Source organism: Brevundimonas sp. GW821-FHT12E07 (assembly GCF_058807035.1).
The window spans coordinates 128935-143514 of the sequence record NZ_JBXAQH010000002.1; the positions used below are offsets into that span (position 1 = coordinate 128935).

The 14580-nt window shown below is 68.4% G+C and carries 17 protein-coding genes; 12 read left to right on the plus strand and 5 right to left on the minus strand.

Annotated features, from left to right (window positions below; genetic code table 11):
* The first annotated feature begins 93 nt into the window (after positions 1-93).
* Both AC1ROD_RS08680 and AC1ROD_RS08685 read left to right on the plus strand, forming a co-directional pair.
* On the plus strand, positions 94-390 hold the full coding sequence (locus AC1ROD_RS08680; protein ID WP_492947866.1) for a hypothetical protein: 297 nt from the start codon (positions 94-96) through the stop codon (positions 388-390).
* Positions 391-518: 128 nt separating this feature from the next.
* Entirely contained in the window at positions 519-782 is a 264-nt protein-coding gene (locus AC1ROD_RS08685) for a hypothetical protein (protein ID WP_492947867.1), read from the plus strand.
* Here the strand turns inward: AC1ROD_RS08685 and AC1ROD_RS08690 are convergent.
* Positions 766-1476, minus strand: a complete 711-nt coding sequence (locus AC1ROD_RS08690; protein ID WP_492947868.1) for an MBL fold metallo-hydrolase — start codon at positions 1474-1476, stop codon at positions 766-768. The genes AC1ROD_RS08685 and AC1ROD_RS08690 overlap by 17 nt on opposite strands.
* Positions 1477-1551: 75 nt before the next feature.
* On the opposite strand from AC1ROD_RS08690, the gene AC1ROD_RS08695 reads away from it, so the two are divergent.
* From AC1ROD_RS08695 to AC1ROD_RS08725, 7 genes are all read left to right on the plus strand, one after another.
* A complete protein-coding gene (locus AC1ROD_RS08695; protein ID WP_492947869.1) occupies positions 1552-2478 on the plus strand; it encodes a polysaccharide deacetylase family protein in 927 nt (308 codons plus the stop codon).
* A 148-nt stretch (positions 2479-2626) separates the two neighbouring features.
* The gene (tig, locus tag AC1ROD_RS08700; RefSeq protein WP_492947870.1) at positions 2627-3970 is read left to right on the plus strand and encodes a trigger factor; all 1344 of its coding nucleotides are present in this window, start codon (positions 2627-2629) and stop codon (positions 3968-3970) included.
* Between the two features lie 135 nt (positions 3971-4105).
* A complete protein-coding gene (locus AC1ROD_RS08705) occupies positions 4106-5002 on the plus strand; it encodes a hypothetical protein (protein WP_492947871.1) in 897 nt (298 codons plus the stop codon).
* A 91-nt stretch (positions 5003-5093) separates the two neighbouring features.
* Positions 5094-6026, plus strand: coding sequence for a hypothetical protein (locus AC1ROD_RS08710; protein ID WP_492947872.1), 933 nt, complete (start codon positions 5094-5096; stop codon positions 6024-6026).
* Between the two features lie 108 nt (positions 6027-6134).
* Positions 6135-6776 carry an ATP-dependent Clp protease proteolytic subunit gene (locus AC1ROD_RS08715; RefSeq protein WP_207931818.1) on the plus strand — a complete coding sequence of 214 codons (642 nt, stop codon included), beginning with the start codon at positions 6135-6137 and terminating at the stop codon, positions 6774-6776.
* 77 nt (positions 6777-6853) lie between these two features.
* Positions 6854-7759, plus strand: a complete 906-nt coding sequence (locus tag AC1ROD_RS08720; protein ID WP_492947873.1) for an alpha/beta hydrolase family protein — start codon at positions 6854-6856, stop codon at positions 7757-7759.
* 29 nt (positions 7760-7788) lie between these two features.
* Positions 7789-8109, plus strand: coding sequence for a hypothetical protein (locus tag AC1ROD_RS08725; protein ID WP_492947874.1), 321 nt, complete (start codon positions 7789-7791; stop codon positions 8107-8109).
* Between the two features lie 6 nt (positions 8110-8115).
* On the opposite strand, the gene AC1ROD_RS08730 is transcribed toward AC1ROD_RS08725, so the two are convergent.
* Positions 8116-8769 (minus strand): HAD-IB family hydrolase, encoded by a 654-nt coding sequence (locus tag AC1ROD_RS08730; protein ID WP_492947875.1) that lies wholly within the window; start codon positions 8767-8769, stop codon positions 8116-8118.
* Between the two features lie 210 nt (positions 8770-8979).
* Here AC1ROD_RS08730 and clpX point away from each other — a divergent pair, with 210 nt between their 5' ends.
* A complete protein-coding gene (clpX, locus tag AC1ROD_RS08735) occupies positions 8980-10245 on the plus strand; it encodes an ATP-dependent Clp protease ATP-binding subunit ClpX (protein ID WP_207931821.1) in 1266 nt (421 codons plus the stop codon).
* 62 nt (positions 10246-10307) lie between these two features.
* Here clpX and AC1ROD_RS08740 read toward each other — a convergent pair whose 3' ends face one another.
* Both AC1ROD_RS08740 and AC1ROD_RS08745 read right to left on the minus strand, forming a co-directional pair.
* Complete coding sequence (locus tag AC1ROD_RS08740) at positions 10308-10742, minus strand: protease inhibitor I42 family protein (protein ID WP_492947876.1); 435 nt, start codon at positions 10740-10742, stop codon at positions 10308-10310.
* A gap of 90 nt (positions 10743-10832) precedes the next feature.
* The gene (locus tag AC1ROD_RS08745; protein ID WP_492947877.1) at positions 10833-11933 is read right to left on the minus strand and encodes a serine hydrolase domain-containing protein; all 1101 of its coding nucleotides are present in this window, start codon (positions 11931-11933) and stop codon (positions 10833-10835) included.
* 132 nt (positions 11934-12065) lie between these two features.
* Between AC1ROD_RS08745 and AC1ROD_RS08750 the strand changes: the two genes are divergently transcribed.
* On the plus strand, positions 12066-13535 hold the full coding sequence (locus AC1ROD_RS08750; protein ID WP_492947878.1) for a LytR/AlgR family response regulator transcription factor: 1470 nt from the start codon (positions 12066-12068) through the stop codon (positions 13533-13535).
* 54 nt (positions 13536-13589) lie between these two features.
* Positions 13590-13994, plus strand: a complete 405-nt coding sequence (locus AC1ROD_RS08755; protein ID WP_492947879.1) for a hypothetical protein — start codon at positions 13590-13592, stop codon at positions 13992-13994.
* A gap of 3 nt (positions 13995-13997) precedes the next feature.
* On the opposite strand, the gene AC1ROD_RS08760 is transcribed toward AC1ROD_RS08755, so the two are convergent.
* The gene (locus AC1ROD_RS08760) at positions 13998-14561 is read right to left on the minus strand and encodes a DUF1643 domain-containing protein (protein WP_492947880.1); all 564 of its coding nucleotides are present in this window, start codon (positions 14559-14561) and stop codon (positions 13998-14000) included.
* Between the last annotated feature and the right edge of the window lie 19 nt (positions 14562-14580).

Here is a 14580-nt window from a genome sequence, read left to right on the forward strand (position 1 = left end):
AAGGAGAACGTTCAAACGTTCGCGATGTTCAGACGCCGGGGAACCCAAGGCGATGGGCGGCGGTTCTTCCGCCGAACTTCAGGGAGCTTTCCGATGACCGAATCCTATACGCCGACCGCAGACGACATCCTCTCCGACGACCTGCGTGAGGAAGGCCCCGCCCAGCGTCTGGGCCGGAAGGCCGACACCCTGATCGCCGACGCCGAGGGCCGCGCCTTCGCCCGCTCCGAAGGCATCCGCAAGGCCGTCCGCTCGGACCTGCACCAGGGCCGCCTCTGGGCGCGTGATCACGCCAAACAGACCCGCGAGCTCATCCGCGACAACCCGACCAAGACCGCCCTCTACGCTCTCGGCGCGGGCGTCCTGCTGGGGCTTCTGCTGCGACGCTAGGACGGGAACGGGGGGGCGACAGCGGGCGCGGTCCTGCAGGATCCGCCCGCCTCGTCCTTGTACAAGCCGGACGGCGTGCTTAAAGGTTGTATGGACCGAGCGGCCTGCTGCAACCGGAAGGTTCGATCGTGACCGAGGGTGAACTCTATCGCGCGCTGGCTCTGCCGCTGATCCTGGCCGTGACTGTTCTCGCCTTTTCCAAGGTGTCTTGGCCTCGACGGTTTGTGAGCGCGGTCGCGGTCCTCATGGCCGGCGCTATTGTCGGCTTCGGACACATCTGGTTCCTGCGATCCGGCGCCCCCGGATGGACCGGCTGGGCTGCCTTGGCCGTGGTTCTGGCCCTGTTCGCTGCGTGGATGTGGACCCGCCGCCGATCTACGACGGCCCCGTAGGCTCCCGGAACAGCCTCGGCCCCAGCAACGCCCGGTCGGAAACGAACGGGTTCGTCTGCCGCTCCTGGCCGAAGGTCGAGTGCGGGCCGTGGCCGGGAACGAAGGTGACGCCGTTCCCCAGCGGCCAGAGCTTTTGCGTGATCGACTGGATCAGGGCTTCGGGATCGCTCTTCGGGAAGTCCGTGCGGCCGACCGAGCCCTGGAACAGGACGTCGCCGACCTGGGCGAAGCCGATGGCGCGGTTGAAGAAGACGACGTGGCCCGGCGTATGGCCCGGGCAGTGCACCACCTCCCAGGTCGTCTCGCCCAGCGTCAGGACGTCGCCGTCGTTCAGCCAGCGGTTGGGGGTGAAGGTCCGCGCCTCGGGCAGGCCATAGCGCTGGCCCTGCATCGGAATGCCCTCGATCCAGAACAGGTCCTCGATGTGCGGGCCGATGATCTCGACGCCCGACTTCTCCTGCATCTCGGCGGCGCCGCCGGCGTGGTCGAGGTGGCCGTGGGTGATCCAGATCTGGTCCAGCGTCAGGCCCCGCCGCGCGATCTCGCCCAGGATGGCGTCCGCCGAGCCGCCCGGATCGATCACGGCGGCCTTGTTGGTCTTCGTGCACCAGACGGTCGTGCAGTTCTGCTGCAGCGGCGTGACCGGGGTAATGAAGACGCCGACGGGCGGTTGAGGGGAGGGCGATTGGCTCATCCCCGACAGATAGCGGTCCGCGCCCGCGGGCGAAAGGCGTCGCGCCGGGTCTCGGCGGCCTGCTAGAACACCACCATGCTGAACCGCCGCCACCTCCTGTCCGGCCTCGCCGCCGCCTCCGCCCTGACGGCCACCGGAGCCGCCCGCGCCGCAGACGGCCCCCGCCTCGCCATCACCATCGACGACTTCAACATCGCCGACGGCGCCCTGCTGAACGGCGCCGCCCGCCATCGCGCCGTGCTGGACGCCCTTGACGGCGCAGGCATCAAGGCCGCCGGTCTGGTCGCAGGCAAGTACGTCGACAACCCCGCCGGCGCCGCGCATCTGGCCGCCTGGGCCGAGGCGGGGCATCTGATCGGCAACCACACCTTCGCCCACAGCTATTACGGCGGCGCCAACCCCGGCGACCTCGGCGCCGACATCGACCGCTGCGCGCCCCTGATCGCGCCCTACGCCACGACCCGGCCCCTGTTCCGCTTTCCGTTCCTCGCCGAGGGGCGGACCGTCGAGACCCGCGACCGGATGCGCGCCGTCCTCGTCGACCGGGGGCTGCACAACGCCCATGTCACCATCGACGCCTCGGACTGGTACGTCGATCAGCGCCTGCGCGAGCGGCTGGACAAGGAGCCCGGCGCCGACGTCGGCCCTTACGGCGACTTCCTCGTGCGCCACCTGCTGGACCGCGCCGCCTTCTACGACGGTCTGGCCCGCGACGTGCTGGGCCGCAGCCCGCCGCATACGCTCCTGATCCATCACACTCTCGCGACCGCCCTGTTCCTGCCGAAGGTGCTGCAGGGCTTTCGTGACGCGGGCTGGACCTTGGTCGATGCGGAAACCGCCTTCGCCGATCCGGTCTTCCAGTCGAAGCCCGACATCGCCCCCGCCGCCAACAGCCTGATCTGGCAACTGGCGAAGGCCGACGGCCGATTCGAGGCCCGGCTGCGCTCTCCCGGCGAGGACGGTCCCTGGGAGAAGCCCGCCATGGATGGGCTCGGCCTCTAGATCGCCACGTTCGCGTTGACCTTTGGGGCCTGTCTCGACATAAGGGCGGGCTTCGAGGCCGCCCCCTGATCGGGGCGGCTCTTCTGCTTTATCCATTTCGCGTATGGCCCCGTCGGCCGGTTGCGCCCCAGAACGTCAGATACCGACCATGCAAGTCGTCGAAAAATCCACCGAAGGTCTCAGCCGCGTCATCGCCGTGACCATCCCCGCCGCCGAGCTGAACGCCAAGCTGGACGCCAAGCTGAAGGAAGTCGCGCCGCAGATGAAGCTCAAGGGCTTCCGTCCCGGCAAGGTGCCCGCCGCCCACGTCAAGAAGACCTTCGGCCGTGAGTTCATGGGCGAGATCATCAACGCCGAGCTGAACGAGACGAGCCAGAAGGCCCTCGACGAAGCCAAGGTGCGCCCCGCCGCCCCGGCCGAGATGAAACTGATCTCCGACATGGACAAGGTCATCCTGGGCCAGGAAGACCTGGCCTATGAGATGGAGCTGGAAGTCATGCCCGACTTCACGCCCGTCGATCCCAAGACCCTCAAGCTGACCCGTCCGACCTATGAGGCGACCGACGCCGATCTGGACGAGGCCCTCACCGAGCTGGCCGGTCAGGCCAAGTCCTACGAGGACAAGAAGGGCAAGACCGTGAAGGCCGCTGAAGGCGACCAACTGACCATCGACTTCCTGGGCAAGCTGGACGGCGTGCCGTTCGACGGCGGCGCCGCCGAGGACGCGGATCTGGTGATCGGCTCGGGCCGCTTCATCCCCGGCTTCGAAGAGCAGCTGACGGGCGCCAAGGTCGGTGAAGAGAAGACCATCGAAGTCACCTTCCCGGCCGACTATCAGGCCGCCAACCTGGCCGGCAAGCTGGCGACGTTCGACATCAAGGTGAAGGCCATCAAGGCTGAAGCCCCCGCGGTCGTCGACGACGCCTTCGCCACCCGCATCGGTCTGGAATCGCTGGACAAGCTCAAGGAGCTGCTGCGCGACAATCTGAACCAGCAATACGCCGGCGCCGCCCGCTTCAAGCAGAAGCGCGCCCTGCTGGACCAGCTGGACAGCGCCCACAGCTTCGACCTGCCGCCCAAGATGGTCGACGCCGAGTTCGACGGCATCTGGCAACAGGTCCAGGCCGACAAGGCCAAGGGCGACCTGCCGGAAGAAGACGCCAAGAAGTCGGAAGACGAGCTCAAGGCCGAGTACCGCAAGATCGCCGAGCGCCGCGTGCGCCTGGGTCTGGTCCTGGCCGAGATCGGCCGCGCCAACAACGTCGGCGTCACCGATCAGGAACTGAACAACGCCATCATGGCCGAGGCCCGCAACTACCCGGGTCAGGAGCGTATGGTCCTGGACTTCTACCGCCAGAACCCCAACGCCGCCGCCCAGATGCGCGCCCCGATCTATGAGGAGAAGGTCGTCGACCTGATCTTCGGTCAGGCCGAGACGACCGATACGCCGATCACCAAGGAAGAGCTGCTCAAGGAAGAAGAAGAGGGCTGAGGCCGCTTCTTTCCGGACGCCGCTCCGGATCCTGACTGACCTTTGAAGGGCCGGTCCGTTCGCGGGCCGGCCCTTTCATTTGCCCCAAACCGTGGTAGCCACTCCGCCTCCCACCGTTCGTCCGCGAGAGACCCGATGTCCCTGTTCGCCGCCCTGCTCAGCGCCGCCGCCCTGATGGGCCAGACACCGCCTGTGCAGACAGCGCCCCAGGACGCCCAGACGCCGACGACCGTCGTTCCCGATGTCGAGGTCACCGCCCGGCGCGAGTCCGCCTATGAAGCCGCGCGGCGGTTCGTGGACGCCGTGGTCGAGACGCCTCCCGGCCGGGGCCTGGCGCGGTGGGACGGCCGTGTCTGCGTCGGCGTCATGAACATGCGCCGTGATGTGGCCCAGCCCTTGATCGACCGCATTTCCGACCGGATCGCGGAGGTCGGCCTCGACTTCGGCGCGCCGGGCTGCGAGCCCAATATCCTGATCGTGGCCGCCGACGACGGCGCCGCCGCCGCGCGCGCCATGGTCCAGTCGCGTCCCAAGGCCTTCGACGTCGGCGTCAGCGGCGTCAATCTCAGCAGCCGCGCGCTGCAGGCCTTTCAGGATTCCGACGCGGCGGTGCGCTGGTGGCGCCTGACCCTGCCGGTCGATGAGGACACCGGCGACGTGACGGTGCGCCTGCCGGGCCAGGATCCGGCCATGCGCGCCATCCGCGGGCCCTCGCGCATCCGCACCCAGGACCGCAACATCTTTGCGCGGACCTTCGTCATTCTGGACGTCAGCAAGAGCGCGGGCGTCGATATCAACGCGCTGGGCGACTACCTCGCCATGGTTTCGCTGGCGCAGATCGACGCGGACGCCGACGTCTCGGGCTACACCACCATCCTGAACCTGTTCGCCGATCCGACGGGTCAGCGCGAGATGTCGGACTGGGACCTCAGCTATCTGCGCGCCCTCTATTCGGCCCAGCTGAACGAGCGTCAGGTCTCGCAACAGGAAGGCAGCCTGGCCAACCGCATGACGACCCCGCCCCGGGAGTAGGCGCCGGGCGGCGCATTCAGGCGATTGCCGACAGCCGCATTCAGCCCTAGCGTGAGCGCCGAAAACCGGGGTTCGATCAAGGGGTGTGCGGATGGTTGGCTTTTCTGCCTGGGCGGCGATCGGCCTGACAGGTGTGATCCTGCAGACGGCCCCGGTTCCCGAGCAGGGACAGGCGGCGCCGCAGCAGCAGGACCAGGCTCAAACTCCCGCTACCCCGGTCGATGACATCGAGGTCCGTGCGGACCCGTTGCCCGCGGCGGTCCGCGACTTCGTGGACCAGATCACTGTTCCGATCCGGCAACGCGGCAGCGCGCGGTGGAATGGCCTGAAGGTCTGTGTGGGCGCCGTGAACATGCGCAGCGCCGCCGCCCATACCCTGGTCGATCACATTTCGAGCGTGGCGGCCGACTTCGGCCTCGAGCCGCGCGATCCGGGGTGCCAGCCGAATGTTCTGGTCATCGGCGCCGACGACGGTGCGGCCATGGCCGACGGCATGGCGGCCGCGCGGCCTCACGCCTTCCGTATCGGCTCCCTCCAGGCGGATCAGGGCAGCGCCGCCTTCGCGCGTTTCCGGACATCTGACGCTCCCGTGCGCTGGTGGCAGATCAGCGCGCCGACGGATTCCTATACCGGCCAGCCCACTATTCGTTTCCGCGGCCATCCGCCGCCCACGATCGCCATCTCGTCCAAGTCCGAGATGCGTCGCCGCATCCGCGATGACCTGAAGCGGGTCATCGTCATCGTCGATTTCAACCGGGCTGACGGGATGACCTTCAACCAGCTGGGCGACTACATCGCCATGGTCGCCTTCGCACAGATCGACCCCGAGGCGGACATCTCGGGATACCGGACGGTGCTCAACCTGTTCGACACCTCCGGGCAGGAAAGGGTGGACGGGCTCACCGACTGGGACCGGGCCTATCTGACGACGCTCTACGGCTACGGCAACGAACGCATCGTCCCGTCCCGTCAGGCGGAGGCGATGACGGCCGCCCTGCGTTCCGCCGAAACGCCCGGGGACTGACCCGCCCCGATCCCGCCCACCTTGCGTGAACGCTTCCGCAACGCGATATGCTGTTGAACGAGGCGGCGAACTCCCGAGTCGCCGCCCACAAGCATCCGAGAAGGCCATATGCGCGATCCGATCGACTACATCTCCAACAACCTCGTGCCCATGGTCGTGGAGCAATCCAGCCGGGGCGAGCGGTCCTTCGACATCTTCTCCCGCCTGCTGCGCGAGCGGATCATCTTCCTGACGGGTCCGTTCGAGGACACCATGGCCTCGCTGATCTGCGCCCAGCTGCTGTTCCTGGAATCGGAGAACCCCAAGAAGGAAATCTCCATGTACATCAACAGCCCCGGCGGTCAGGTGACCTCGGCGCTCGCGATCTACGACACCATGCAGTACATCAAGTCGCCGGTCTCGACCGTGGTCATGGGCATGGCCGCCTCGGCCGGCTCCCTGATCCTGACGGCCGGTGAGGCGGGCCAGCGCATCGCCCTGCCGAACGCCCGCATCATGGTCCACCAGCCCTCGGGCGGTTTCCGCGGCCAGGCTTCGGACATCGAGCTGCACGCCGCCGACATCCGCTACACCAAGCGCCGCCTCAACGAGATCTACGTCCAGCACACCGGCCGGACCTATGAGGAGGTCGAATCCACCCTCGACCGCGACCACTTCATGGACGCCGAGGCCGCCAAGGCCTGGGGCATCGTCGACCACGTCTACGACAAGCGCACCGAAGCCGAGGCCGACGGCATCAAGACCGTCTGATCCAGACGATCATTTCCGATCGAAGAGGGGCGCGCCGGACACGGCGCGCCCCTTTTTCTTTGTGCTAGCGTCGTTCCATGACCCTCGCTCCGACTCTGCGCACCCTCGTGATCGCCGCCATGGCCGCCGCGACCCTGTCCGGCTGCTACCCCTATCGCCTGACCGGCGACGACGTGGTCCCGACCGATGCGCGGCTGACGGCGGCGGGGATGCGGATCACGCCCGGCCTGCCCCTGGCCGAGGTCGGCGCCCGGCTGGGCCTGACGGTGACCGAGGAAACCCTGCCGGCGGCCTTCGGCCCCGTGGCCCTGACCCGGTTCGAGCATGCGACGCCCCGGCCACTCATCGTCTTCTGCGGCGGCAACATGTTCCGGCGTGAGCTGGGTGGGCAGAAGGTCGTGGCCCTGCTGGCCCCGCTCGGCGACGTCTGGATCTTCGACTACCCCGGCTATGGCGACTCAGCGGGGCAGGGGACGCCCGACCAGTTCGAGGCGATGAACCAGACGATCTCCGCCCGCGTCGACCACGCCTTCGCCACTGGCCGCACCGGCGACCTCGCCTTCTGGGGCCATTCGCTGGGCGGCACGGTCTGCGGCGATCTGGCAGGTCGCACCGACCACGCCTCCGATCTGGTGCTGATCTCCACCTTCCAGAGCTTCGAACAGGTCATTCGCGCGGGCGCCGCCCAGAAGGCCGGCCCGCTCGGCGGCCTCGTCCGGCCCGTCCTCTCGGACGACGTGCCCCGCTTCGATCTGGGCGTGGCGCTTGAGGGCTATCAGGGTACGGCCGTCGTGGTCGGGGCCCGCAATGACGACACCGTGCCCTTCCTCGCCACCGCCCGGCTGGAGCAGACCCTGCGCCGCGAGGGGGTGGCGACCCGCATGATCGCCGTCCCGGCCGCCGACCATTCGCGCATCCAGGAGACGCCCGGCCTGATCGACCAGATCGCCGAGGCCCTGAAAGCCGCCGGCTTCGGGGACTAATTCGGCGACTCTGTGCTATGGCCCCGCCCATGCAGCACACACGCGATCAGAAGGGGACCGTCGAGGTCGACGGCGAGCTCTACGACTGGGAGCTGCGCCGCCAGCCCCGGCGCACCACCGGCAACAACTGGGAAGGCATCGCCGTCAGCCTCTGGATGCAGGGCTACAAGCGCGAGGCCATCATCCAGTTTCCCATGCCGATGCGCGCCAACGGCCATCCGGACCTCGAGAAGCAGAAGGTCAACGTCGACTACGTCAAGAACGCGATCACCGCCGCCATCGAGGCCGGCTGGGAGCCCACCTCGCGCGGCAAGGCTGTCGAGTTCGACGTCGACGCCCAGGGGCGCTAACGGCCGTCAGGGCCGCTCCTTGAACACCCGGAAGCCCTTTTCCCCGGCGATCTGCAGCATTTCCGTGTCGCCCGAGGTGTCGCCATAGGCGGCGGCCAGCCGGATATCGGGCCCATAGACCGCCTGCAGACGCCGCACCTTCTCCGGCCCCCGGCAGTTCGGCCCGGCGAAAGCGCCGGACACCCGGTCGTCGGCGTCGAAGAACAGGGGCGTGCCCAGCAGGTTCTCGGCCCCCAGCCGTTTCGCGAAGGGCGCGACCGTGGTCACCGGCGAGGCGGTGACGATCACCCGGTGCGCCCCTTTGTCGCCCCAGGCGTTCCAGCAGGCGAGGGCGTCCGGTCGCATGAACCGGTCCCAGACGGCGTCGGCGAACCGGTCGGCCTCTGATTCCAGCGTCTGACGCTCCATTCCGCCCAGAAACTCCCGCACCGAGGCCGCCTTGATCCGTCCCCGGTCGCGATCGCGCGCATAGTGGGCCACCGCCGGCGCCAGCTTCAGCAGCCCCATGGCCCAGCCCGCCGGACCGGCCCGCCAGCGCAGGAATTCGGTGAAACTGTCGCGGATCGTCAGGGTGCCGTCGAAATCGAAGGCCACGACCGGCCGGCCGGGCTCGACCTGCACGCGCTCGCCCCTCTGGCGAACCGTGTCTGCGCTCCCCATGTCACTCATCCGCCGTGATCCCCATCGATACAGACCAATCCACGTCCATCACGAACTGCTCACCTTGAGCGGGGTTGTGAGTGGCGTTTGGATGGGTGATTGTCATTTTTTGAATATCTTCGCGTCCATAGTGATGGAATCAACGCGAAGGAAGCGCGAGAGTCCCATCCTCACCTGAGGGGAAAGACGCCGCGAGAGTGAGAAGGGTCCATGACCAAAGCCGCCGGAACTGACGCCAAGAGCACGCTGTATTGCTCCTTCTGCGGCAAGAGCCAGCACGAAGTGCGCAAGCTCATCGCCGGGCCGACCGTGTTCATCTGCGATGAATGCGTCGAACTCTGCATGGATATCATCCGCGAAGAGCACAAGATCGGCTTCGTGAAGTCCAAGGACGGCGTCCCGACCCCGAAGGAGATCCGCGAGGTCCTCGACGACTACGTCATCGGTCAGGGCCACGCCAAGAAGGTCCTCTCGGTCGCGGTGCACAACCACTACAAGCGCCTGAACCACGCGACGAAGAACAACGACGTCGAGCTGGCCAAGTCCAACATCATGCTGATCGGGCCGACCGGCTCGGGCAAGACGCTGCTGGCCCAGACCCTGGCGCGCATCATCGACGTGCCCTTCACCATGGCCGACGCCACCACCCTGACCGAAGCCGGTTATGTGGGTGAGGACGTCGAGAACATCATCCTGAAGCTGCTCCAGGCCTCGGACTACAACGTCGAACGCGCCCAGCGCGGCATCGTCTACATCGATGAGATCGACAAGATCAGCCGCAAGTCGGACAACCCCTCGATCACCCGCGACGTCTCGGGCGAGGGCGTGCAGCAGGCCCTGCTGAAGATCATGGAAGGCACCGTCGCCTCCGTGCCCCCGCAGGGCGGCCGCAAGCATCCGCAGCAGGAGTTCCTGCAGGTCGACACCGCCAACATCCTCTTCATCGTCGGCGGTGCCTTCGCCGGCCTGGAGAAGGTGATCTCGGCGCGCGGCGCGGGCGCCTCGATCGGCTTCGGCGCCAAGGTCAAGGAAATCGACGAGCGCCGCACCGGCGACATCCTCAAGGGCGTCGAGCCTGACGACCTGATGCGCTTCGGCCTGATCCCCGAGTTCATCGGCCGTCTGCCGGTTCTGGCGACCCTGGAAGATCTGGACGAAGCCGCCTTGGTCACCATCCTGACCGAGCCCAAGAACGCTCTGATCAAGCAGTACAAGCGCCTGTTCGAGATGGAGAACGTCAACCTGACCTTCACCGACGACGCGCTCAACGCCGTCGCCAAGAAGGCCATCACCCGCAAGACCGGCGCGCGCGGCCTGCGCTCGATCCTGGAAGGCATCCTGCTCGAGACCATGTTCGAACTGCCGACCTTCGAGGGCGTCGAGGAAGTGGTCGTCAACGCCGAGGTCATCGACGGCAAGGCCCAGCCCCTGCTGATCTATGCCGAGAAGAAGAAGGCGGCCGACGGCGCGGCGTAAGCCGGCCTTCACGCCAACCGATCAGGGGGCGCTTCCTTCGGGGAGCGCCCCTTTTCATGCCTTCAGCGGACCGTGATGCGATAGCGCGCGGTCTCGGCCGGGCGTGTTCCCGCCTCCCAGGGGCGGGCGTAGGCGAAGGTCAGGGTGGTCTGGCCCCGCCGGGCCGCCGTGAACGCCCATCGGGTCTCGGCGGCCCCCCCGGGCCTGTTGGCCGCCGTCGCGACCACGGCGCCGAATGGCTCTCCGCGCGCCAGAACCGTCTCGTCGAAGCTTTCCAGCCGCCATGCATAGCCGGTCCCGCTGTTCCCCGGCAGGGCGATGGACAGGGTCTGGCCCGGCCGCAGCACGGTCTCGCCGTCGCGGATCCCCGCCACGGGTCCAGGCGCCGGCGCCGGCCCGCCCAGACTCGGGAGCGAACCGCAGGCTGCGAGCACCGCCACCGCGAGGCCGGCGACGACGGCGACCTTCAGGACGGATCGAGAGAGGGGCAGGGGCATCAGGGAATCTCCTCGCGGCAGGGCCGTGCTGCGACACTAACCCAATCCGCCGGGCGCCGCCCTCCAGTCGGCTGCTGAGGCTGAATCCTGTCAGACGAACACCCGCAGCAGGGCTTCGGCGAACTCGTCCATGGTCCTCTGCGACATGGCGGTGTTGTTGAGCACCACCACCGCGCCGCGCCCGTCCAGCCGGTGCCCCAGCACCGAGCGATAGCCCATGGTGTTGCCGGTCTCCCAGGCTGCGCTGACGCTTTCGCCGCCGATCTGCACCTCGCGGATCCGGCCGCCCAGCGCATAGTGGTCCGAGGCGACCTCGACCGTGCACAGGGCCCGGCGCGAGGCAGGGGTCAGCAAGCGGGTGTCATAGACCCCGTGGGCGAAGCGCAGCAGGTCCTCTGCGGTGCTGAAATAGCCGCCCGCCGCCGCCAGATAGGCCGGGCGCGGACTGATCCACTCCACCGGCGGGTTGACGGTGCGGTAGGAGGTCGCATCCGTCGGAACCGACAGGGTCGTGTGGCTCATCGCCAGCGGGGCCAGAACCAGCGTCCGTATCGCCTCCGGGAAGGGCAGGCCGGTCACGGCCTCGACCACCGCCACCACGATGATCCAGTTGGTCAGGTTGTAGTCGAACCGGGCCCCGGGCTCGAAGGCCAGGTCGCCCATGGCGAAGGTCCGCACGGCCTCATCCGTCGTCATCGGCCGGTCGATCAGGGTCGCGTCGGCCCGGGTCAGGGGCGTGAACAGGTTGGGCACGCCGCTGCTGTTCGACAGCAGCCGACGCAGGGTGATCCGAGCGCCGGTGTCGGCCCGGTAGGCCTTCAGCCAGGTCGTGATCGGGGCGTCCAGATCCAGCTTTCCCTGATCGAACAGCCGCATCACCGCCACCGAGGTCAGCCGCTTGGAGATCGAGGCGATGCCCAGGGTCGTGCCGACCTGCATCGGAAGCGCCTTGGCGATGTCCGCCTGACCCGTCGCCCGCGCCAGCCGCACCCGACCGCCGCGCCCGAGCATCACGACGCCCTGAAACCCGCTGTCGCGCACCATGCCTTCGAGGATCGGCGTCACGGCCGCCTCCAGTCCCGGGGAAGCGCCGGCGGCCATCGACGCGCAGCCGGGCAGGGCGGCCATGGCGGCGCCGGCCGCGGTCAGCAGGGAACGGCGGTTGAAGCCTTGGGGTCTGGTCTCGGTCACGCTAGAACGCTCCTCACTCTGGTCGGGGACTGTCCGGTCGCGCCAGGGTCGTCCTGATACCCTGATCCGCCGCCGGAGCCTGTTTCATTGGTCTCGCCGACTGTCCTTCCAACCGGATTTCGGTGAACGACCGTGGGCGTCGGTGAGCGTCTGCGCGCCCGGGCGACGGCGCTTCTGCTCCTGCTCGCGGGGCTGGCGGTCCTGATCGGGCCGGCGCTCCAGCCGCTGATGACGCCGACTGCTCCGCCGCGCCCGGCCCTGAGCTGGAGCCTGTGCGACGCGCCCTCGACCTGCCGTCCGGTCCGGATCGACGGCCTGCGTCTCGACAGACCGGTCACCATCCTCCGCACCGCCTTCGTCGCCCGTCAGGGCCAGACCCCGGCGCCGCTCTCGGTCCACCTCGTCGCCATGGCAAGCGGCGAGGTCTGGTGGAACGGACAGCTGATCGGGCGCAACGGCCGCGTCGGTCCCGACCGCGCCGCCGAGACCCCGGGCCGGTTCAGCGCCGTCCTGTTCGTGCCTCCGGATCGGGTGCGCGACGGCGCCAATACTGTCGAGGTCCGGCTGTCGGCCCATCACCTCTGGGCGCCGGTCGCCCGGCCCATCCATCTGATCGCCATCGGCGCCTATGACGACCCGCTGAGGGGGGCGCTGGTCCACTATCTGCCGACCCTGCTGGCGGTCGGACTGCTGGCGTTGGCCCTGTTGTTCAACGTCCTGTTGTGGGCGACGCGCCGTCCGCCCGGCTCGGCCGCCTTCGCCGTCATGGCCGGGGCGGTGCTCTGTCAGGCCGTCATCGAGGCCGGCAAACTGGTCCAGACCTATGGCTATCCCTGGCAGCTTGGGCGGCTGATGGGGATCGTCGCCTGCGCCGCGCTCGCCGCCGCCGCCTTGGGCAGCCTCACGTCACGCTTCACCGCCGACCGGCGCGCGCGCCTTGCCCTGAACGCGGCTCTGGCCGTCGGACTGGCGACCGCCGTCTTCGGCCCGCCCTGGTGGGACGCCAAGGCGCTGTGGGCCTTCCGCTGCGGCCTCGCCGTCCTGCTGGCCGGAACGCTGTCAGGCCTGCTCAAGGACCAGCGCGGCGTCGTCTGGGCTGGTCTGGCCTGCGTCGCCGCCCTCGGCCTGTCCTGGACCCGGAACTTCCTCGACACCGGCTATTACTGGGGCTTTCTGGCCCTGTTCGGGTGGTGGGGCGTCCACGCCGTCCGGTCGCTGCGCCGCGAGGCCTCCGCCCCGGCCGTGGCCACGCCAACGCCCGACGACAGCCTCCTGTCGATCCCCAACGGCGGCTCGCGTCACCGGGTCCGCGCCGGGGACATCCTCCACATCCGCGCCGCCGACGACTATTGTCTGGTCCGGCTGGCGGATGGGCGCGAGCTGCTGTCGACGGCCAATCTCTCGGCCCTGATGGCGTTGGCCCCCGGCCGGTTCCTGCGCATCCACCGCAGCCACGCCGTCAATCCGCGCCGCATCGCCGTCGTCCATCGCGCGGGCCGGTTCGCGCGCACGGTCGAGATGGAGGGCGGGGAGCGTCTCGGCGTCGGCCGCACCTATTGGACCCGGCTCGAAGCCGGCCTCGCGCCGTCGGTTGAGGGGTAGCCTTCCGGGGGCGGACGGGTCTAGGGAGCGGTCCTGAAACCGGAGGCCCCGCCCGTGACCAATCCTGACACCGATCCCGACTTCGATTCCGGCGGTTACGACATCGACGACTGGTCGCGGCTGACGGCCTTCACCGGCCGGGTGGCGACCCTGGACGATGTTCAGGCCAAACAGGCGGTCTTCGCCCTCGACGACACCGAGCGGCCGTTCCCGCTGGATCTCGACCTGCCCCAGCCGGTGATCTGGTGGGAGGAGGACGGCGAACAGGCGGCCATCGCCGTCCAGGCCGAGTGCCACACCAATGCCGAGGGCGTGGAGATGGAGGTCGTCGGCCTGATCCTGCCGGACGGGGAGGCGGCCATCGCCCTGTTGGAAGACATCGACATCGTCGACGACACCGACCCGACCTGGCGCAAGCTGGTCTCGAGCGCCGTCGACGGCGTCTCTACCGACGACTGAACCTCAGACGACGTAGGGGATCAGCGGCGTATCCCCCCGTAAATACAGGGGATGTTTGGGACTGCCGTCGCCGTTCTGGCCGAAACACCACAGCTCGACCCCGTCGGCCCTCAGGGCCTCGATCAGGGCCTTTCCGGCGGGGGCCAGCGCCTTGTTGAGCTTGCCGTGGCAGACCACGACCTTGCCGGCCTTCGCCGCCTGGGCCCGGATCACCGGCAGGTTCTCGGGCGACACCGCCTCGACGCCGGGCGCCAGCAGCATCTTCGGATCGGTGGCGCGATAGTCGCCGACATTGGCCTTGACCATGGCGTCGAAGCCCTCGCGCTGGGTGAAGGTCCATTCGCGCGCGCAGGTCGGGTCGTTGACCATGGCGTCCGCGGTCGAGGGGTTCATGCCGATAAACAGGACGTAGCGCTCGGGGAAGGTCTCCCCCAGCCAGCGCCGCATCAGCTGGCGATACCGCCCGTCGGCGCTGAACGCCGCATCCCCCTTCACCCCCGGCATCAGGGCCAGCCGCACCTTGCCGCCGGGGTCGTGCCGCTCTGGACTGGAATGTTCAGCGGTCATTGTGCTGGCTCCAGGCAAT